An 18,262-nucleotide genomic window follows, 5' to 3' on the forward strand; every position below is an offset into this window, starting at 1 on the left:
CCGCTACGCGGGGAAGCGCCTCCAGTGCCCCTCGGAGACGACCTCGACGGTGCCGTCGGTCACCGTGATGGCCGTCTGGTCGTCGATCGCGTACGCCGGGCCGGCGATCTCGGCCGCCCATTTCTCGGCGGCGGCCATGGTGTTGTCCGGTTCGAGGCCCAGGTGCGGGAAGATCGAGAAGTCGACGAGCCCCAGGGTGCGGTCGTCGGGCGCGGACTGCCATTCGACGAAGTCCGCGCCGATCCGCGGGGTCAGCACCATGCTGCCGGCACTCAACCCCACCCAGACGGTGTCCCGCAGCGACGGCAGGAGGTCCGCCAGCCCGGACTGGCGCATCCAGTGGCACAGGTACGTCGCGTCGCCGCCGTGCACGAGGATGACGTCCGCCTCCCGGACCCACGGGATCCACGTCTCCTCGCCGATGCTGGGCAGCGCGGTCAGTTCGAGGACGCCCATCGACTTCCAGCCCAGGCCGGTCATGGGTAGCGGCGTCTGACCGGTGACGAAGCGCCAGGCCGAGGCCGGTCCGCCCATGGGATAGGCCGCCGTGGGGATGCAGAGCGCGCGGGATTCGGCGATCGGCTTGCCCAGCAGGCCGATCAGCGCATCGCGGATGCTCGGATTCTGGACGCCCGCGGATGTGAGTAGAAGCTTCACGCGTACCTCCGGTGCGTAGCGGTCATGACGCTCTCCCGACAGTCGGGAGAGCGGGCGTACGTGCACACAGACTGGACACGGTAACGACTCTCATCGCCGTTGCGGCCCTTCAAGCCCTCTGGAGGACGAGCGGGTGTCGGCGCGATCGACCGGGACGTGGCGTCACTCGCGGATCTCCATCGCTGTCACCAGCCCGTTGTCGAGGCGGTAAACGTGCGTGACGGTGTGGTCGGTGAGCTTCGCTCCGGCTTTGTCGTGGACCACTTGATGAACGGTGACGGCAATGCGGCCGTCAGCCTCCGTGCGGAACGCGGTCGGTGTGACGACGGGATCGATCTGCTCCCACTGCCGTCGCCAGTAGGCACCCACCTGGTCCCGGCCGCGAACGACGCCCCCTTCCCAACCGTTGGGCCACGAGACGTCCGGCGACATGGCGGCCAGCAGCGCAGGGATGTCACGCTCGTTGAAGGCCGCGTAGAGGTTCGTGAGCAGGGCCCGGGGAGAAAGGCGCCTCGGCGAATCCATCGAGCCAGTATGGCCGGGGGAGGAGACCCCATGATGACCTCTTCGCGCTCAGCAGAACGCGCGATCCTCGGCAGAGCCGGACGGCGGAAAGCCGGCCCGCTGACCGACCCTAGGCTGGTCGGGACGCGAGGCGGGGTACTTCTTGACTCTCGACCCGGTCGAGGGCCGACCCTTCTCGAGTGACGTCTGAAGAGCACGACCACCGATCAGCCCTTCTCACGATCGACCTGGAGATGCTGCGGCCGGCGCTGCGCGCCGGCTGGGGAGCGGACACCTGCGACCCGCACGATGTGCAGGATTGGCACGCCGGTAACGCAGCCCGTGGTCAATGCGGGGTGACCGCCTTGATCATTCAGGACCTGCTCGGCGGGGAGCTGATCCTCGGCGAGGTGTTCGCCGGAGAGGCCAGGGTCGGCTACCACTACTGGAATCGACTGGCCGACGGCCGTGAGGTGGACCTGACTGCTGACCAGTTCCAGCCATCGGAAGTCGTCGTCGGCGGTCAGATTCAGCAACGCCCGCCGGGCCCACCCGTCCGGTGTCGCCGGCAGTACGAGATCCTGCGGCACCGCGTCTTCGTCGCCCTCTACGGCTGCGACAGCCACTCTTGATGTCAACGTCGGTTGAGGTTGCAGGATGGCGACAAGCGTCGAGGTACGCATTCGACTGATCTTCGGAGGTCGTCCGGTTGGAACCGGGTTCATAGACTCCCGGTCATGCGAGCTCGTATTGCGACAGCCGCGGCGATCGCCGTGCTGTGCGCGGCAGCGGCGACGGTGGCCGGGGTGCGCTGGTCGGCGGCCGGTGAGCCGGTGGCGGTCGCGGCGCCGTCGGGGGCGTCGACGGTGCTGCCGGAAGGCGCGTACGAGGGCGTCGTCGACAACCGGGCGATCGAGCTCTCCATCGACCTGAGCAACGACCGCGGTCGGCCGGAGGTCGACACCTACGCCATGCCGTCCGCGACCGGGTGGGAACAGGTCCGGTCCGCTGTCTCCGGGCAGCTCGACGGATGGGAACAGGCCGGGGACTGCGCCGACACGGGTGAGCGGCGGGTGCAGTGTTCCTGGTCGGAGCCGACCCGCTGGTGGCCCCGCCTCGTGCGGATCGTCTTCCTCCGGCCGGCACCGCCGGGTGGCGACCGCTCCTACGGATGGCCCGACAACACATTCCTGGTGGTCGGTTCCGCCCGCGGCGCCGACTTGTCCTAAAGCGAACACGCCTGGCCACGCGATGGACGGCTGCTCGCTGCCGGCCGATTGATTTCCTACAGCTCACGGCACGCTAGCTTGGGACATCCAAGGCAGAGGAGAGCCAGCGTGGGCACTGTGATCCTGTACAGCTCGGTGTCGGTGGACGGCTTCGTCGCGGACGACAACGACCAGCCCGGCCCGCTGTTCGACTGGTTGACGAGCGGTGACGTCCCGCTGGACGACAGCGGCGCGTTGCAGGTGTCACAGACGTCCCACGACTACATCCGGCCGTACTGGGACCAGATCGCTGTGACAGTTGTCGGCCTGCGCGTCTTCGACCTGACCGACGGCTGGGACGGGACGCCGCCGAGCGGGATCGACCACGTGGTCGTCGTGACGCACCGACCGGCGCCCGAGGGCTGGAACCGCGAGGCGCCGTTCCACTTCGTCGACGGCGTCGAGGCGGCAGTGGCCAGAGCGCAGGAACTCGCGGGGGACCGCATCGTCGAGGTCGCCGCCGGCGACGTAGGGGGCCAGGCGCTCACCGCGGGCCTGGTGGACGAGGTACGCATGGACGTCGTACCCGTGGTGTTCGGGTCCGGCAAGCGCTTCTTCGGGTCGGTCGACGCGCAGCATCTGCTGGAGGATCCGGACGTGGTGATTCAGGGCGACCGGGTGCTGCACCTGCGCTATCGGGTGCGCCGTTGACCGGTCTGCACGGCGGACTCAGCCGCGCGCACTTCTCCGCTCGGTTCAGCGCGGTCCGAGCCCGGTGCGCCCGTCGATCAGCTCGCGCACGGCGTCCAGGTGGCCGGCGTGCCGGGCGGTCTCCTCGATGACGTGCAGAATGATCCGTCGCAGGTCGGTGGTCTGCGACGCCAGCGTCTCGTCCGGATGCCGGCCTACGGGTGTCGACGACAACGGGGCCGCGGCGATGATCGCGTCGGAGATGTCGCACTGGTCGCGATAGAACCCGAAGACCCGAGACGGCGATCGAGTCGTGCGGAGTGGTGTGTTCTCGTCCAGCCAGGGCAGCGGCTCTACGGAACCAAGAAAGACCTCCTGGAACCAGTGGCGTTCCGCATGCCCTAGGTGCTCCACCAGCCCGAGCGGCGACCACCCGGAGGGCAGGACAGGCGTTCGCAGCGAGGTCAGGTCCAGACCTGCCAGGATGGCCCGGACACTGACACGCTGATATTCGAGGAACTCACACAGCGCGGCCTTCTCCACATCGACCTTCATCACGCCGGCAGGCTAGCGGCCGTCACCGACAGTTTCGCTTCCCCTCACCTCAGTCGATCGACGAGCCGGCAAGCACTCGCTCAGTCCGGTCGCGGAGGGCATCGAGCTCGGCGGAAGGGCCTCGCACCTCGATGAGGAGGTCGATGGCCGCCCGCAGATGCTCCAAGGCGATGACGTCCTCGTCGAAGGGAACGTCGACCTCGAACCGATCGAGCAGCATCGTGAAGTCGGCTACTACCGCCTCGGCGCGGGCGGCGGCTCGGTCGGGACCGCCGTTGCGCAGGGCGCAGCGAGCCGACTCGATCATCGCTCGGCCGACGAAGGCGTGACATTGGCCCAGTAGACGGGTGACGATGCGTCCCACCAGGCCGAGGCCACGCTCCTCAAGCTCCGGGTCGGGCTGGGCAGCGAACTGCGCGGTGACCTCACGGGCGGCCGCGGCGAGCGCGACACCGTCGACCCACTCCTGGGAACCCTCAGCGGCACAGGGCTGCTGCCCGAGTCGAGCGATGCATGCTTCCGCGGCGACCGACAGTGCCGTCGCTGCTTGGAGGAGGAGATGGAAGCGAATCCGATCCCTCTCCCGCGATCCGACGGCCAGCCGCGCGACCTCGAGCGCCACGGCGACGTCCTCGGTGCCACGCGTGGGCTCACCACGCCTCGCCCCGTCCAGGAGAGCCTGAGCCGCCGCCCGTTCCTCGGGCGACGGCCCGGGATCCCCGTCGTCGACTGCCAGTCCGAGCTCGAGCCGGTACGAGGTCCACGCCAGCGGGTCCTTGACCGGGTCCGGCTCGTTTGCGGGGTTGCCGGACGCGGCACGAACCACTCCACCGCCGACACGGTCCATCGCGAGCCGCGCATCGTCGAACGGCAGCGCGAACCGCTCGGTCAGGACGGCAAGGACATCGCGACGGCGCGTCCCCTCCTTCTCGGCCGCACGGAGATAGCGGACAAGGGCGCGTACCGATGTTCCCCGAGCGAGGCGCACCGTCAGGTCGTCCGTCCATTGCACCCGACGAGGATGCCCGCCGCGATCGCGAATGACAATCGGGTTGTTCGCGACGTCCGGCCGTACGCGATTGACACGTCCGGGTCGGAAAGGGCAAGGTTGTGATCGGCCACGCGCACCGCGTGGGCACTCTGCATGAGGGAATGACGCCTGTGATCCGGGTAGGCCGAGCGGCCGCCTGAGTGTCGACCACGCGACGGATGACCGTCGTGTGCCTGCGACACGGCGGGGCGGCCCGACGTTTCTTCCGCCCGTCGCCGCTTCACTCATGCATCGAGGTTCCCCGTTGAGCATGGATGCCCGCATCCAACAGTCCGTCGTCGTCAACCTGTCGCGCCGGCCCGCGCCCGTCGAGGTGGGGCCGTTCGTGATCGGGCTGGACCCGACGACGGCCAGCCCGTACGTCAACTACGCGACGCCGCGTCCCGGCGCCGCCGTCACCGCGGCCGACGTCGCCGCCCTGGTCGCGGCGTTTCACGCCACCGACCGCAAACCCCGCCTGGAGTACGTCACCAGTTGCGTCCCCGATCTGGAGGCGCTGCTGACCGCCGCCGGCTTCACCGTGGAGGCTCGGCACACCTACCTGGTCTGCGCGCCGGGCACGCTGGCGTCCCCACCCGTGCCGGACCACCTGAGCCTGTGCGAACCGGGTGGTGATTCCCAACGAGCCGCGCTGATCAGCGCGCAGAACGAGGCGTTCGGCGGCGATCCGGTCGCCTCCGAGGCGGACGTGGCTCGCCTGCGGCGCCAGCAGGACGCCGGCGGCGTGGTCGTCATGGCCGTCACCGAGGACGGTGGCTGCGCGGGCGGCGGCGGTGCGGCTGCGCCTGTCGGCGCGGTCAGCGAGGTGGCCGGCATCGCCGTTCGCGCGCCCTACCGCCGCCGGGGACTGGCGTCTGCGATCACCGCCGACGTCACCCGGCGGCTGTTCAGCGCCGGCACGGAGGTCGCCTGGCTGGAGGCCGGCGGCGAGGATTCGTGGCGGGTCTACGAGCGCGTCGGCTACCGGCCCGCCGGTCGACGGCTCTACACCGCGATGGACTGAGCCCCGCCGAGGCGCCCGGGCTGAGGTTCGACGACCGAGGCCCGGGCCACCGCGGCAGGCCGGCCTTGCTGCGCCGTCCACCGCCGGCACGGGGCGGCGGTCGGTGCCCCGTGCCGCAGAAAGGTCCAGGCCGGGGCGATCAGGATGGGGAGGGCAGGCGATGCGGCGTCTCGGCCCACGGGTACGACCCCGGGCTGTCGAGCAGGTGGTCCCAGATCACGCCGAGAGCGAAGGCGTGCCGGCCCAGCACTCCCTCGTGCCGCAGCGTGAAGCCGTCCGGGCCGGAGATCAGCCGGACCGTACTCGGCTCGCCGTCCGGCAGTGTGGCGAGCGGTTCAGCAAAGACCGGCCCGCCGGCGGTCGTCCACGTCCACCGCAGGGTCTCGTCGTCGACGTGCTCCAGCCGGATCGCCAGGTCGCCGGCCGGCAGCACCGTCGCGGGGACCTCGACGGGCGCGGGCCGGTGACGGACCACAGTCACCCGGTCCAGGTCCTCGCCGTCCTCGTCGTCCGCGACCAGGGACAGCAGGGCCCACTCGGCGGCCTTCGCCGGTTTCTGCTCCCAATCGCGGTCATCCGGACCGGCCAGTACGGTGCGCCGTCGCGTCTCCTCGGTCACCGCCCAGATGTGCAGCTCCTGCTGCTCGGGCGGATCCTGGTCGGTGCGTACCGTCTCGTGCAGCCGGTTGCGGGCGTGTACCCGCACCCGGACCAGCCCGCGGGGGACGGTGAGGCCGGTGAGCGCGTCCGGGGGACCGCCCATGAGCCCGACGACCGACAACTCGCCGAAGGGACTCCACAGGGTCGCCTCACTGATCGCGTCCCACCCGTCCTCGACCTCCGCCGGCGGGCCGGGCAGGACACGCGCACGCACCTCGATCCCACCGGTGTGGACGCCGCAGAAGCCGGTGAACTGGTACGGCCCACCGACGTGCAGGAGCCCGTCACCGAGGGTGTAGACGGGCATGCCCGTCTCTCCCGGCACTGCGGACACGTCGTACTGGCAGTAACTGACGGACACCCGAGTCCAGCCGGACACCGGTTGCTCCCGTCGCTGCTCCGCGCGGTCCGCGTCGGTCATCGCCGAATCGTAGCGGCGCCCGGAGCGGACGGTGCCCCGCTCGCGCGGCCAGCTCGGGAGCCTTATCGGCTGGCCGCCGCCGCGCGCTCCGGGTACACCTGAGCAGTGATCCTCATTCAGCGGGTCCGCGTCCGGTGGACCGCCGCCGCCCGCGGCGCGCCCGCGGCGAACGCCCGCCGCGGCCTCGTCCGGGCGATGCCGCCGCCCCGGCCGCTTCCGGACGCCGAGGTGGTCGTCCACGACGTGCTCGCCGACCAGGAGGCCGGCTACGAACACCGGGAAGGGGTACGCGCCGGAGGCGTCGCGCTGGCCCGCGAGATCGGACTGTGGCTCGGGCACGATCGGGCGTCGGTCGTCGTGGACCGGCTGCCCGGATCGGCGGCGTATCCGCGGGCGCCGGGTTCGGCGCGGCTGTTCACGCTCGCACCGGGGGAGGTCGGCCGCTACCGGGCCAACTTCCGGTTCACCGGATGCGCGTGCAGCCCGAGCTGGTACTACGAGGAATGGCTCGTGCACGTGGGTCACGGCACGGAGGCGCCTTTCGGGTACGGCGAGCCGGACCGCGACGCCGACCACCGTGTCCGGCTGTACGGGGGCGCGCCCGCGCGGCTGCGAGACCGAGCCTGACCGGACCTGGACCGGTAGGGCCTCGTGGCGCGCGTCCGGGTCGGTCGCTACCAGGTCCCGGGTGAGAGGATGGAGTGGTGGGCATCGCGTGGCGGAACTCGCCGGAAGGGCTGATCGCGCTGCTACGCCGGCACGGCCAGGATCCGGAGCGGGTCGACGACGTCGGCGCGGCGTGGACGGCGTTCTGCGAGTTCCTGGGCCAGCCGGTCGACGGACTGGAACCAGGGCCGGACAGCGACGCCGACGGCTTCATCGTCCAGTGGGGCCGGTACAGCTGGCACGACCGGCTCCCGAGCCTGAGCTTCACCCGGCAGTTCGCCGTCGACGTGCGCGAGAACTGGAGCGAGACGGACTGGTACCAGCCGGAGCGCTGGCAGGTGAGTCTGGACCTGGTGTTCCCGGACGCGCCCGCACTCGCCGACCTCGACCGGCTCAACGTGCAGGACACCGGCTTCGATTTCAGCCGGCCCGGCCCCGAACGGGACCGCGCGATCGGCGAAGCCGAATGGGAGCTGCGGCACTACCCGACACTGCGGGCGCTCTGGTCGAGCACTCCCGTGCGCAGCACCGTCACGCTGGACCGGGCGGACTGAGCCACCGCACGGTCACCGGCCACTCGCGGCGTCCGTGCGGTGTCACGAACGCGGCGTCCGATCCCCGCCGGACAGCCGGCCCGTTGTCGACCAGGCTTTCCACCATGAACAACGCACTTGACGGCAAGGTAGCTCTGGTCACCGGTGGTGGCCGTGGCATCGGCGCGGCGGTGGCCCTGCGCCTGGCTGAGGACGGCGCCGACGTGGCGCTGACGTTCCAGCAGAATCAGCGTCGCGCCGACGACGTGGTGGATCAGATCAAGGCTGTGGGACGGCGCGCGATCGCCGTGCGGGCCGACAGCGCCGATCCGGGCAGCGGTGGTCGCGGCGGTGGACCGGGCAGCCGGTGAGCTGGGCCGGTTGGACATCCTGGTCAACAACGCGGGCGCGTTCCTGCTCGGGCCGCTGGAGCAGTTGAGTCTCGACGAGTTCGAGCAGACAGTCGCGGTGAACGTCCGGGCGCCGTTCGTCGCCTCGCAGGCAGCGGTGCGCCACATGTCCGCGGGCGGACGGATCGTCAACATCGGCAGCAACATGGCCGAGCGGGCGGTCTTCCCGGGCTTCTCGCTCTACGCGATGAGCAAGACCGCCCTGATCGGTCTGACCAAGGCGCTCGGGCGCGAACTCGGTGGTCGGGCGATCACGGTGAACCTGGTGAACCCCGGTGCCACGGACACCGAGCTGAACCCGGCCGACGGCCCGGACGCGGACGCGATCAACGGGTTCACCGCCCTCGGCCACTACGCGCAGCCGGCCGACGTGGCCGCCGCCGTGGCGTTCCTGGCCGGCCCGGACGGGCGTTACGTCACGGGCGCGACGGTGAACGTCGACGGCGGATTCACCATCTGATCGGCTCCCTTCCTGGCACACGGGCCGCGGCCCGTCTCCACTCGCTTCACCGGGGACGGGCCGCACCTCTTTGAGGCGCGAGTCAGACACCGTCACCACGACCCACCGGGCGGCAGCTAGGCTGTGCCGGTGCGGAAGGCGGTGTACCGGGGTGACCGCCATGGCTGATGCGGACGACGTCCGCCGGGTGGCGCTGTCGCTGCCGCACGTGGTCGAGATCGACAGTGACTGCTTCGACTTCCGGGTCGCCGGCAAGGGGTTCGTCTGGTCGTATCCCGAGCGCACGCCCGGCAGGCCGCGGCGCATCCGCACCGACATCGCCGTGCTGTACGTGGGCGACGAGGCGGAGAAGCAGGCGTTGCTCCTCGGCGAGCCCGACCTGTTCTTCACCACGCCCGCGTACGACGGGTCACCCCTGGTCATGCTGCGGCTGGCGCACGTCGGCGTCGAGCGCCTGACGGAACTGGTCACCGACGCGTGGCGGATGCGTGCCCCCGATTCGCTGATCGGTGACCCCGAGGAGGGCGCCGGCGCGTGACGCCGGCCGTCTCGACGACGGGCCACCGCCGGCCGCTCGCTATCCGTCGAGGATCTGCTCCCGGAGAATGTCCGCGTGCCCGCAGTGCTGGGCGAGTTCGCGCAGGACGTGGAGATACACCCAGCGCAGCGGAAGCGGGCCCCGTCGGTGCCCGGTGAGGATGTCGTCCAGACCTCGCGTGGAGGTCGCCTGGCGTGACGCGTCGCGGGCGTCGCGGTATGCCTGCCGGACGCCGACGATCGTGTCGCCGTCGTCGAGGAGGAACGAGTCCTCCGACCGCTCGGGGATGCCGATCTCGGCACGCGACCGGCCCGTGACGGCCTCGTCGAACCAGACCTTCTCGACGAAGGTCGCGTGCTTCACCAGACCCAGCAGCGTGGTCCGGGAGGCCACCAGTGACCGGCGTGCCTGCTCCTCGGTCAGCCCGTCCAGGCAGCGGTCGAGCGCGTCGCGGTGTTCATCGAGAAACGCTTCGAACTGGGGCTGCGCCGGCTGCGCGACGACCTCGGCGGAGAAGGTGGGCGGGAAGGACGGCATGGGCGAAGCATTCCAGATCGGCGCCCGCCGCCCGGCGGAAAGACGCCGGGCCGGTGTCGCGGGTGCCCCCGTGCGTCCGGACGAGCGCGGGGCGTCTCAAGCGGGCCGCTGACGTACCGCGACGATCTCGGCATGGTGAGCGACCGCCCAGCCGGCCAGCGCGGAAAGCGGCTCCAGAAGGCTGACACCGAGTGGCGTCAGCCGGTACTCCACGCTCGGCGGCAACGTCGGAAACACCTCACGTTCGACCAGGCCGTCGCTCTCCAGCGCACGCAATGTCCGGGTGAGCATGCGCGGGCTGAGGCCCTCCACGGCCCGGTGCAACTCGTTGAACCGGTACGGATGTCGGCCGAGCAGGGTGATCAGCAACAGCGTCCACTTGTCGCTCACCCGGCGCAGCACGTCGGTGACCGGACAGCGATCGTACTCGCCGACCGGAACCGGCATCGGTAGCCGATGATCGTGCAGCGAGGCACTCACACCGGTGTCACCTGTGGACATGAAAGTGCCTTCTTTCGCCTCCGCCGACCCGCTGCCCAGGATGAGGCAGGTCGATGAGCAAACGATAAGGGGGGCGACGTGGGCGTCGTGGTGGTCAGTGGCGGTACGAACGGGATGGGACGTGCGTTCGCCCTGGGGCGGGCCGAACGTGGCGACCGCGTCCTGGTGCTCGGCCGCAACCGTGAACGTGGTGAGGCGATGGCCGGCGGCCTGATCGCCTTCCTTCCCGTCGATCTGTCCAGCATGGCCGAGACGCGGCAGGCCATCGAGCAGATTCTCGGCGAGCACCAGGTCGTGGACGCGTTGGCGCTCTTCGCCAATGCCGTGGCGCCGCGTCGCATCGTGACGGGGGAGGGACTGGAGCGCACGTTCGCGCTCTACTACGTCAGTCGCTACCTGCTCAGTTTCGGTCTGCGTCCGGCCCTGGACCGGGCGGCTGCGCCGGTGATCGTGAACGTCGCCGGTGTCGGCGTCACGAAAGGCAAGGTGAGCTGGGCCGATCCACAGATGACGACGGGCTGGTCGACCGTCGCCGCGCAGTTGCAGGCCGGTAGGGCCAACGACCTGCTCGGCGTGGGCTTCGCCCGGCGGTCCGGTAGCCGCGCCCGATACGTGCTCTACCATCCCGGGTTCACCAGGAGCGGTGACCGTAGTGCGCTCCCGTTCGTGGTGCGAGGGCTGCTCGCGGTGGCGGCGGCGGTCGCCGCCCGGTCCGTCGCGGACGCGGTGGCGCCGATTCACCGGTTCCTGGACGCGCCGCCGACCGCGCCGGTGACCGCCGTCGACCGGGGGAAGCGACTTCCGCCCGGCTTCCCGACCCTCGACCCCCATGACGCCGAGCGGTTGATGGACCTCACGGAGAGGCTCCTGCGGTGAGCGCCTGCACGCGCGCCGCGCGGACGCTACGGCTGGAAGTACTCGGACATCATGTCGCCGACCCATTCCGGCTGCCGGACGTCGGCGGGGACGAACTCCTTCAGCACCGGCTTCAGGTCGACGACGGGCGTGCCTGACACCGCGTCGAGGCCCACCACCGTCAGCTCGCGGCCGTCGACGGACTCGATCCGGCAGCACGTCACGCCGATGCGGTTCGGCCGGCGGGGGCCACGACCGGCGAACACGCCCATCGGCGGCAGGTCGGTCCGGCCCCGGTAGGGGCGGGTTTCCCGGAAGTCACCGCCGTCCGGGAACCGGTCGAAGACGAAGAAGACCTCCACGTGGGAGAACTCCTCCAGGCCCTGGAGGCACGCCTCGCCGAAGCGCTCGTCGACGACGATCGTGCTGCGGACGGCGCCCCAGTTGTCGCTGTGCTGGATGTCCGTCCGGTCGTTGCGGATGGTCCCGATGGAAGTGATCTCGAAGCTGCGCATGGTCGGATTCTCCGTTCGGTGGTGGCCGGTCAGGCGGCGAGCAGTAGGGCGCTGATCACCAGCATCACCAGGGCGGTGGCGCCGTGAACGCCGTAGACGGCGGTCGCGGGGCCGTTGCTGCGGCGCACGATCAGCGCGTCTCCGACGGGTATGCCGGTGGCGGCGAGCATGAACCAGCCCACCAGATGGGGTGTCGCGCCGGCCACCAGGATGAGGAGGAAAACGCCCGAGGCGATGTCGCGTACGGCCTTGACGGTCAGCCAGGCCCGGAAGGTCGGATCCTCGGTCGGCGTGTCGGGAATGCCGAAGCCGGCGGCAGCCTGCGGCACCCGGAAGGCGAGCACTCCCATGAGGACGCAGCCCGCGCCGATCAGTCCGGCGAGCACTGTGGCGACTGTGGTGAGCATGGAGGGCATCCCCTGGGTGACGGCGGCCGGTTGCTAGCGGCGCTAGCAGTGAGAGCGACGATAGATTGCCGCCGACAGGATGTCTAGCGCTGCTAGGATCCGGTCATGTCCGCTATCAGCGAGCGCCGCGAACGTGAACGGGCGCAGCGTCATCGATTGATCGTCGCCACCGCGCGCGAGCTGGCCGAGACCGAGGGCTGGGAGGCGGTCACCACCAGGCGGCTGGCGGACCGGGTCGAGTACAGCCAGCCTGTGCTCTACAGCCACTTCAACGGCAAGGACGCCATCGTCGCCGCCGTCGCCCTGGACGGGTTCACCGAACTCGCCGGCCATCTGAGCCGCGCACGGCAGGCCGCGCCCGATCCCGGGCAGTCCCTACGCGCCGTCTGCGACGCCTACCTGGACTTCGCGACCGAGCGGCCGGCCCTGTACGACGCCATGTTCGTCCTGCCCACCGAACTGCGGTTCGCCAGCGCCGAGACCCCGCCGCCGCTGCGAGACTGCTTCGACGAGTTCGTCAGCTGCTTCAACCCCGGAGACGAGCGGCGGGAGTTGTCCGCGGAGGTCATCTGGAGCGCGCTGCACGGCATCACGGTGCTGTCCCGCAGCGGCCGTATCCCGGCGGGCGGGCAGGAGAAGCGACTCGACTTCCTCGTCGCCCGCTTCGGGACAGCCGAGGACGGGCCGCTGACCTAGGATCGTGATCATGGACGTTCTCCGATACGCGGCGTTCACCGCCGATCCCGCCGGTGGCAACCCGGCCGGTGTCGTCCTGGACGCCGCCGGGGCGGGCGACGCGGAGATGCAGCAGGTGGCGGCCCAGGTCGGTTACTCCGAGACGGCGTTCCTCGTGCCCGCGGGCGAGGGCCGGGGCGGGGGCAGGCGGTTCACGGTGCGCTACTTCAGCCCGAAGGCGGAGGTGCCGTTCTGCGGCCACGCGACGATCGCGTCGGCTGTCGCTTACGCGGAGCGGCACGGCCCCGGTGTGCTGCACCTGGACACGCGCGCCGGTCTGGTCGAGGTCGCCACGAGCGTGCCGGCCGACGGCACCACGACCGCCACGCTGACCAGCGTCGCGCCGCGCACCGTACCCCTGAGCGCCGGCGACCTGGCGGCGCTGCTCGCCGCGTTGCGCTGGGCGCCGGACGATCTCGACGCGACGCTGCCGCCGCGTGTCGCGTACGCCGGGGCCTGGCATCCGATCGTGGCCGCCGCGACCCGGCAGCGCCTGGCGGACCTGGACTACGACATGGCGGCGCTGAGCGCGCTGATGGCCGAGCGGGACTGGACGACGATCGACCTGGTGCACCGGGAGTCTCCGCTGGTGTTCCACGCGCGCAACCCGTTCCCGCCCGGCGGCGTGGTCGAGGACGCCGCGACCGGGGCGGCGGCCGCGGCGTTCGGCGGTTACCTGCGCGAGCTGGGCCTGGTGCAGCCGCCCGCGACGGTCACCGTGCGGCAGGGCGAGGACATGGGCCGTCCGAGTCTGCTCACGGTCGGCATCCCCGCCGGACCAGGCGCCGGGATCGCGGTGACCGGCACCGCCGTGCCCATCCCGGAGGAGGGCGTGCGGTGACGGGCAGCGGGCCACGCGCACCTACCGGCACCGGCCGTCGCACGCCATGACGAAGGCGTTCACCGACGCGGGTTCCGCCTGTGGGCGATCGGCGAACCGCCGTTCTCGCCCGACACGCCGCGCGAGCTGCTGCCCCCTCGAAGCGCGCTGAATCCGGTGCCGGGCGACGTCGGATCCGGGACGGCTCGTTCGTAGTACGGGTGAGAGGCGGCCGCACCGGGTCGCCCGGACAAGGGAGTCATGGCATGCCGCGGTACCTGATCTCGTTCAACGACGGCGCGATGGACCACATCCCCGCCGAGGAGATGCCTCAGGTGGGCAAGGAGGCGCACGCGGTCATCCAGGAGGCCGTGAACGCGGGCGTGTTCGTGTACGGCACCGGGCTCGAACGCCAGCAGGCGAGCATCGTCGGTACGGACGGGGTGGTCACCGACGGGCCGTTCCCGGAGACCAAGGAGGTCATCGGCGGGTTCGTGGTCCTCGACGTGGCCTCACGCGACGAGGCGCTGAAGTGGGCCGCCAAGATCGCCGTCTCGTGCCGCTGCGCCCAGGAGGTCCGGGAGATCATGCCCGACCCCGAGACGGAGGCGATGCTCCGCGCGGCCGGCCGGTGACGGGTCCGACGTCGACGCGATGACGGGGTGGGCGTGGCACCCGGACGGCAGCCACGCCCACCATTGGGACGTCGTCGGCCGCTCCGCAGGCCGGCTCGACCGCGCCCGCGGACAAGGTCGCGACCGGGGCGTGCAACATGGTGGCCCGGGTGATCGAGCAGCAGGACGTCCGCTTCACCTCGAACTCGCCGATCGCCCTGCGCGCCCGCAGGGCGACCGACCCGGGCGTCCGGGAGGCCGGCGAGCGACTGGCGGTGGTGACGAAGGAATCCGGAGACATGTTCGTCCGGAACGACCCGAACGAGGACACCGGCCCGGTCGACGCGCGCATGGCCGAGGCGCAGCGCGGGCTCCTCACCGCGTGTACGGCGCTGTTCGGCCCGCAGCCGTGGCCGTTCGCCCCGTCGCCGACGGCGACCAACTGAGCCGGGTGGTGCGCGGCGCTCCGTGGTGATGCGGGTTCAAGCCTGGCCGGCGGCCTGAGCGATGACGAGGGTGTGCTGGTATTCGCGCCAGTGGGCCAGCTTGCCGTCCCGGGTGCGCAACACTCCGATGAACGGCGCGGAGGCGGTCACCCCGGTCGTCGTGTGCGTACCGACGAGTTCGTATTCGACCACTATCACCTCGGGGTCGGCGGTCTCGTGTACGACCACGCCGCGGCAGTCGTCGAATCGCACCGGGAACAACGCCCGGCCCGCTTGCGTGAACTGGAGAACGGCTTGTTTTCCCTCGGTGCGCGTCGGATGGCCGGGTGCGGCGAAGGGCGTCTCGATCACCACGTCGTCGGCGAGCGAATCCGCCTCGAAGGTGGGAAGGTTCGCCAGCCACCGGGCGCACATGCCGTCGAAGATCTCCTGTGGTGTCATGCCGACCTCCGAGATAATGAGTGATGACTCGACTTCCGGTCGAGAATAATGAGTGGAGGCTCACTTTGGTAGAGGGTCCGCCCTTGCGCGCCGACGCGCAGCGCAACCGGGCACGCATCCTGGACGCCGCCGAGGCGGTCTTCACCGAGTTCGGCACACGCGCCTCCACCGAGGAGGTGGCCCGCAGGGCCGGCGTCGCCATCGGCACGGTCTTTCGTCATTTCCCCACCAAGGAGGATCTGCTCGTCGCACTCATGAAGCGACTGCTCGCACAGCTCGTCGAGGAGGCTGGAAGGCGCGACCTCTTCGCGTTCTTCAGGCACACGGTGGCGCAGGCCGCCGCGAAGAAGACCGCTGTCGACCTGCTCGCCGGATCCGGTGTGGACATCCGGCTTCCGGACGCGGTAGGCCACCTGGATGAGGCGGTGGGCAGGCTGCTGGAACAGGCCCAGGCCGCGGGCGCCGTCGCCGACTCGGTACGGCTACCCGAGGTGATGGCGCTGCTCGCCGGCATGTGCCAGGGCGCCCTGCACGGTGGATGGGACGAGCACCTGCAGGCCCGCACGCTCGCGGTCGTCTTCGCCGGATTCGAGCACGGCTGACGGTCCGGCGTGGAGCATCTTGGCACCGGCAGGCCGCGGCCGCCACGGTGAACCGTGAAAACCGGTTGGCGGCCCCGGCGAGCGCTGTTAGCTTTCCGGTGGCCGTGCCGCAGGACGAGGGAGGTGGTACCCGTGACCGCAGTAACGACATGGGTGCTCCCCTCGGGGGTCACGGCCGGGCGATAGGTCGTCCGGGAGCGCCGTCGCACTCCCGAAAGGCACGACCATGCGCTTCACCTCCGAACAGCGCCTCGCCGACGGCGTCCGCGAACGCGAGTTCACCCTCGGCGAGATCCCGGGCATCCTGTGGACGCCCGCATCCACGTCCGCGCCGGCCCCGCTGATCCTGCTCGGTCACCCCGGCGGCCTGCGCCGGATGTATCCCCGCCTGGTGGCCCGGGCGGAGGGCTGCGTCGCGCAGGGCTTCGCGGCCGCCACCATCGAGCTTCCCGGTAGCGGCGACTGGCCCGCGTCCGCCGCCGCCGAGCAGGCCCGCGCCGACCTGCGCCGCGCGCTGGCGGCCGGTGAGCCGGTCGCCGACGAGGTCGTCGACCGGCTCGTCCTGCCGCTGGTCGACAAGGCGGTCCCGGAGTGTCGGGCCGCGCTGGACGCCCTCCTCACACTGCCCGAGGTCGGCGGGCCGGTCGGGTACGCCGGCGGGGTGATCTCGATCGGCGTACGGCTGGCGCTGGTCGAACCGCGCATCGTGGCCGCGCTCCTGTTCGCCGGGAGCTTCGTGCCGCGCGCCATCGTCGAGGAAGCGCGGCGGGTCACCATCCCGCTGCATGTCCTGCTGCAGTGGGACGACGAGGGCAACGACCGGCAGATGGCACTGGACCTGTTCGACGCCTTCGGCTCGGCGGAGAAGACGCTGCACGCCAACATGGGCGGGCACACGGGCGTACCGCAGTTCGAGGGGGAGCCCGCGAACCGGTTCTTCGTCCGCCACCTGAGGACGCCGCCGAGCCCATAGGGTGGGGGCATGGCGCCCGTTACCGGACTCGACCATGTCGTCATCGCCGTGTCCGACTGGCGGGCCGCCACCGGCTTCTATCGCGACGTCGTCGGCGCCGAGGTGATCGGCGTCGGCGGCGACCGCGTCGCCTTCCGGATCGGCCCTCAGCAGTTGAGCGTGCACGGGCCGGGTCTCGACCTCGGCGGCAACGTCGCCCGCGTCCCGGTCCGCCCGGGCAACAGCGACATCTGCTTCGTCTGGGCGGGGCCGATCGAGGAGGCGGTGTCGCACCTGCGGCGGCACGGCGTCGAGGTGGAGACGGGACCGGTCCGGCGGGTCGGTGCCGGTGGCGCCGGGACCAGCGTCTACTTCCGCGACCCGGACGGAAGCCTGCTGGAGTTCATCTCCTACCAGGAGGCGCCGTAGCAGCAATCGGTCAGAGCGGTGACACCACCAGCTCGACGTGGTGCGCCTCCGTCGCGTCGTCCACGGCGAACTGCAACAGCCAGCGGCCCGGCGCGAGCGCGATCTCGTCGTCGCCGTCGGCGTCGCCGACGTAGAGCCGCCCGGAGGGGACGTCGAGGGTCGCCTCGTGCGGATGCCCCGCCACCCGCTGCGACGTCACCCGGATGTCGAGGGTGACGTCGGCCTTTCCCTCGTCCGCCATGGCGGCGTGGACGACCGGCACGGCGACATGGTGCGTGGTGGCGAACACCGGACCGTCGCCGTCGTGGAAGTCGATGTCGAACTCCTCCTCGCAGTCCGCGTCCCTGAGGTAGACGGCACCCCAGTGGTAGGGACGGACCCGGCGCACATGCCGGCCGCCGGTCACGCGGACCCCACCGGCGGCGCCCAGGTGGGACGCCGGATCAGGCAGAACGGATGGCCCGCCGGATCGGCGTACACGTGGTCGCCCGGCAGCCGCCGCGCGCCCAGCGCGAGCACCGCCGTACCCGCCGCGTCCTGGTCGTCGACCATCACGTCGAGGTGCATCTGCTGCGGCACCGCCGGACCCGGCCATGTCGGCGGCGTCAGCCCGGCGGCGCGCTGGAACGCCAGCCCGGACGTCGCCGTACTCGCCGACACGACTGTGAAGTCGTCGTCGGCGTACGTGATCGGGTCGCCGAGGACCGCGCTCCAGAACCGTGCCTCGGCCATCGGGTCCGGGCAGTCGACGATCAGGTGGTGGAGCCGCCCGACCGGCACCGCGGTCACCTGGTTCCTGGCCATGTCAGCTCAGCCGCAGATCGTGCTCGTCGAGGGCGGCCTCGATGATGCCCAGCGCCTTCGGCCCCATGCCGTGCAGACGGGCCAGATCCGCGCGCGGCACGCCGGCGAGCCGGCGCAGCGTGGTGTAGCCGGCCGCGTTCAGCGCCCGCGTGGCCGGTGCGCTGATCTTCGGCAGGCGGTCCAGGGGCGACGTCATCGCCCGATGCTAGACCGCCACGGCACGGCTCGCCTGCCCGTCCCTCGGCGGT

Annotated in this window: 28 protein-coding genes and 1 pseudogene; 16 read left to right on the forward strand and 13 right to left on the reverse strand. The window is 71.1% G+C overall.

Annotated elements, in window-relative coordinates:
• Positions 1-3: 3 nt before the first annotated feature.
• Positions 4-657, reverse strand: coding sequence for a Type 1 glutamine amidotransferase-like domain-containing protein (locus ACFYON_RS22150; protein ID WP_354873749.1), 654 nt, complete (start codon positions 655-657; stop codon positions 4-6).
• Between the two features lie 162 nt (positions 658-819).
• Positions 820-1,182 (reverse strand): nuclear transport factor 2 family protein, encoded by a 363-nt coding sequence (locus ACFYON_RS22155; protein ID WP_354873747.1) that lies wholly within the window; start codon positions 1,180-1,182, stop codon positions 820-822.
• A gap of 179 nt (positions 1,183-1,361) precedes the next feature.
• Here ACFYON_RS22155 and ACFYON_RS22160 point away from each other — a divergent pair, with 179 nt between their 5' ends.
• The 3 genes from ACFYON_RS22160 to ACFYON_RS22170 all read left to right on the forward strand — a co-directional run bounded on the left by ACFYON_RS22160 (position 1,362) and on the right by ACFYON_RS22170 (position 3,080).
• On the forward strand, positions 1,362-1,793 hold the full coding sequence (locus tag ACFYON_RS22160) for a hypothetical protein (protein ID WP_354873745.1): 432 nt from the start codon (positions 1,362-1,364) through the stop codon (positions 1,791-1,793).
• A 105-nt stretch (positions 1,794-1,898) separates the two neighbouring features.
• Positions 1,899-2,390: a hypothetical protein gene (locus ACFYON_RS22165; protein ID WP_354873743.1), complete on the forward strand. Its 492-nt coding sequence runs from the start codon at positions 1,899-1,901 to the stop codon at positions 2,388-2,390.
• A gap of 108 nt (positions 2,391-2,498) precedes the next feature.
• Entirely contained in the window at positions 2,499-3,080 is a 582-nt protein-coding gene (locus ACFYON_RS22170) for a dihydrofolate reductase family protein (RefSeq protein ID WP_354873741.1), read from the forward strand.
• 45 nt (positions 3,081-3,125) lie between these two features.
• On the opposite strand, the gene ACFYON_RS22175 is transcribed toward ACFYON_RS22170, so the two are convergent.
• Both ACFYON_RS22175 and ACFYON_RS22180 read right to left on the reverse strand, forming a co-directional pair.
• Positions 3,126-3,614 carry a DinB family protein gene (locus ACFYON_RS22175; protein ID WP_354873778.1) on the reverse strand — a complete coding sequence of 163 codons (489 nt, stop codon included), beginning with the start codon at positions 3,612-3,614 and terminating at the stop codon, positions 3,126-3,128.
• Positions 3,615-3,663: 49 nt separating this feature from the next.
• Positions 3,664-4,626 (reverse strand): hypothetical protein, encoded by a 963-nt coding sequence (locus tag ACFYON_RS22180; RefSeq protein WP_354873739.1) that lies wholly within the window; start codon positions 4,624-4,626, stop codon positions 3,664-3,666.
• Between the two features lie 289 nt (positions 4,627-4,915).
• Here ACFYON_RS22180 and ACFYON_RS22185 point away from each other — a divergent pair, with 289 nt between their 5' ends.
• Positions 4,916-5,668: a GNAT family N-acetyltransferase gene (locus ACFYON_RS22185; protein ID WP_354873737.1), complete on the forward strand. Its 753-nt coding sequence runs from the start codon at positions 4,916-4,918 to the stop codon at positions 5,666-5,668.
• Between the two features lie 139 nt (positions 5,669-5,807).
• Here ACFYON_RS22185 and ACFYON_RS22190 read toward each other — a convergent pair whose 3' ends face one another.
• Complete coding sequence (locus ACFYON_RS22190) at positions 5,808-6,749, reverse strand: hypothetical protein (protein WP_354873735.1); 942 nt, start codon at positions 6,747-6,749, stop codon at positions 5,808-5,810.
• Positions 6,750-6,854: 105 nt separating this feature from the next.
• Between ACFYON_RS22190 and ACFYON_RS22195 the strand changes: the two genes are divergently transcribed.
• The 4 genes and pseudogenes from ACFYON_RS22195 to ACFYON_RS22210 all read left to right on the forward strand — a co-directional run bounded on the left by ACFYON_RS22195 (position 6,855) and on the right by ACFYON_RS22210 (position 9,356).
• Entirely contained in the window at positions 6,855-7,376 is a 522-nt protein-coding gene (locus ACFYON_RS22195) for a hypothetical protein (RefSeq protein ID WP_354873733.1), read from the forward strand.
• A 77-nt stretch (positions 7,377-7,453) separates the two neighbouring features.
• Positions 7,454-7,969, forward strand: coding sequence for a hypothetical protein (locus tag ACFYON_RS22200; RefSeq protein ID WP_354873731.1), 516 nt, complete (start codon positions 7,454-7,456; stop codon positions 7,967-7,969).
• A gap of 104 nt (positions 7,970-8,073) precedes the next feature.
• A pseudogene (locus ACFYON_RS22205) lies at positions 8,074-8,818 on the forward strand (SDR family NAD(P)-dependent oxidoreductase).
• 160 nt (positions 8,819-8,978) lie between these two features.
• Positions 8,979-9,356: a hypothetical protein gene (locus ACFYON_RS22210; RefSeq protein ID WP_354873729.1), complete on the forward strand. Its 378-nt coding sequence runs from the start codon at positions 8,979-8,981 to the stop codon at positions 9,354-9,356.
• Between the two features lie 39 nt (positions 9,357-9,395).
• Here ACFYON_RS22210 and ACFYON_RS22215 read toward each other — a convergent pair whose 3' ends face one another.
• Both ACFYON_RS22215 and ACFYON_RS22220 read right to left on the reverse strand, forming a co-directional pair.
• Positions 9,396-9,893, reverse strand: coding sequence for a DinB family protein (locus ACFYON_RS22215; protein ID WP_354873728.1), 498 nt, complete (start codon positions 9,891-9,893; stop codon positions 9,396-9,398).
• A 96-nt stretch (positions 9,894-9,989) separates the two neighbouring features.
• Positions 9,990-10,373, reverse strand: a complete 384-nt coding sequence (locus ACFYON_RS22220) for a helix-turn-helix domain-containing protein (protein ID WP_354873726.1) — start codon at positions 10,371-10,373, stop codon at positions 9,990-9,992.
• A gap of 99 nt (positions 10,374-10,472) precedes the next feature.
• Here ACFYON_RS22220 and ACFYON_RS22225 point away from each other — a divergent pair, with 99 nt between their 5' ends.
• A complete protein-coding gene (locus ACFYON_RS22225; RefSeq protein ID WP_354873724.1) occupies positions 10,473-11,270 on the forward strand; it encodes an SDR family NAD(P)-dependent oxidoreductase in 798 nt (265 codons plus the stop codon).
• 26 nt (positions 11,271-11,296) lie between these two features.
• On the opposite strand, the gene ACFYON_RS22230 is transcribed toward ACFYON_RS22225, so the two are convergent.
• Both ACFYON_RS22230 and ACFYON_RS22235 read right to left on the reverse strand, forming a co-directional pair.
• Positions 11,297-11,764 (reverse strand): SAM-dependent methyltransferase, encoded by a 468-nt coding sequence (locus tag ACFYON_RS22230; protein ID WP_354873722.1) that lies wholly within the window; start codon positions 11,762-11,764, stop codon positions 11,297-11,299.
• Positions 11,765-11,793: 29 nt separating this feature from the next.
• Positions 11,794-12,171 (reverse strand): DUF4267 domain-containing protein, encoded by a 378-nt coding sequence (locus ACFYON_RS22235; RefSeq protein ID WP_354873720.1) that lies wholly within the window; start codon positions 12,169-12,171, stop codon positions 11,794-11,796.
• 105 nt (positions 12,172-12,276) lie between these two features.
• Between ACFYON_RS22235 and ACFYON_RS22240 the strand changes: the two genes are divergently transcribed.
• The 4 genes from ACFYON_RS22240 to ACFYON_RS22255 all read left to right on the forward strand — a co-directional run bounded on the left by ACFYON_RS22240 (position 12,277) and on the right by ACFYON_RS22255 (position 14,786).
• A complete protein-coding gene (locus ACFYON_RS22240) occupies positions 12,277-12,867 on the forward strand; it encodes a TetR/AcrR family transcriptional regulator (protein ID WP_355015119.1) in 591 nt (196 codons plus the stop codon).
• 10 nt (positions 12,868-12,877) lie between these two features.
• Positions 12,878-13,747 carry a PhzF family phenazine biosynthesis isomerase gene (locus ACFYON_RS22245; RefSeq protein WP_354873716.1) on the forward strand — a complete coding sequence of 290 codons (870 nt, stop codon included), beginning with the start codon at positions 12,878-12,880 and terminating at the stop codon, positions 13,745-13,747.
• 245 nt (positions 13,748-13,992) lie between these two features.
• Positions 13,993-14,361 (forward strand): YciI family protein, encoded by a 369-nt coding sequence (locus ACFYON_RS22250; protein WP_354873714.1) that lies wholly within the window; start codon positions 13,993-13,995, stop codon positions 14,359-14,361.
• Between the two features lie 149 nt (positions 14,362-14,510).
• Positions 14,511-14,786, forward strand: a complete 276-nt coding sequence (locus ACFYON_RS22255) for a hypothetical protein (protein WP_355015121.1) — start codon at positions 14,511-14,513, stop codon at positions 14,784-14,786.
• 36 nt (positions 14,787-14,822) lie between these two features.
• Here ACFYON_RS22255 and ACFYON_RS22260 read toward each other — a convergent pair whose 3' ends face one another.
• On the reverse strand, positions 14,823-15,227 hold the full coding sequence (locus ACFYON_RS22260; protein ID WP_355015122.1) for a nuclear transport factor 2 family protein: 405 nt from the start codon (positions 15,225-15,227) through the stop codon (positions 14,823-14,825).
• A gap of 83 nt (positions 15,228-15,310) precedes the next feature.
• On the opposite strand from ACFYON_RS22260, the gene ACFYON_RS22265 reads away from it, so the two are divergent.
• The 3 genes from ACFYON_RS22265 to ACFYON_RS22275 all read left to right on the forward strand — a co-directional run bounded on the left by ACFYON_RS22265 (position 15,311) and on the right by ACFYON_RS22275 (position 17,210).
• Positions 15,311-15,829 (forward strand): helix-turn-helix domain-containing protein, encoded by a 519-nt coding sequence (locus tag ACFYON_RS22265; RefSeq protein ID WP_355015123.1) that lies wholly within the window; start codon positions 15,311-15,313, stop codon positions 15,827-15,829.
• A 226-nt stretch (positions 15,830-16,055) separates the two neighbouring features.
• Positions 16,056-16,802 (forward strand): alpha/beta hydrolase, encoded by a 747-nt coding sequence (locus ACFYON_RS22270; protein WP_355096150.1) that lies wholly within the window; start codon positions 16,056-16,058, stop codon positions 16,800-16,802.
• A 9-nt stretch (positions 16,803-16,811) separates the two neighbouring features.
• Positions 16,812-17,210 carry a VOC family protein gene (locus ACFYON_RS22275; protein WP_355096152.1) on the forward strand — a complete coding sequence of 133 codons (399 nt, stop codon included), beginning with the start codon at positions 16,812-16,814 and terminating at the stop codon, positions 17,208-17,210.
• 10 nt (positions 17,211-17,220) lie between these two features.
• On the opposite strand, the gene ACFYON_RS22280 is transcribed toward ACFYON_RS22275, so the two are convergent.
• The 3 genes from ACFYON_RS22280 to ACFYON_RS22290 are packed head-to-tail and all read right to left on the reverse strand — an operon-like array spanning position 17,221 to position 18,210.
• The gene (locus tag ACFYON_RS22280; protein ID WP_355096154.1) at positions 17,221-17,616 is read right to left on the reverse strand and encodes a hypothetical protein; all 396 of its coding nucleotides are present in this window, start codon (positions 17,614-17,616) and stop codon (positions 17,221-17,223) included.
• A complete protein-coding gene (locus ACFYON_RS22285; protein WP_355096155.1) occupies positions 17,613-18,014 on the reverse strand; it encodes a VOC family protein in 402 nt (133 codons plus the stop codon). Before ACFYON_RS22285 ends, ACFYON_RS22280 begins: the two co-directional genes overlap by 4 nt.
• Position 18,015: 1 nt before the next feature.
• Positions 18,016-18,210, reverse strand: coding sequence for a DNA-binding protein (locus ACFYON_RS22290; protein WP_354873698.1), 195 nt, complete (start codon positions 18,208-18,210; stop codon positions 18,016-18,018).
• Between the last annotated feature and the right edge of the window lie 52 nt (positions 18,211-18,262).

It is taken from the genome of Micromonospora sp. NPDC005686, from assembly GCF_042871665.1.
Lineage (GTDB): Bacteria > Actinomycetota > Actinomycetes > Mycobacteriales > Micromonosporaceae > Micromonospora.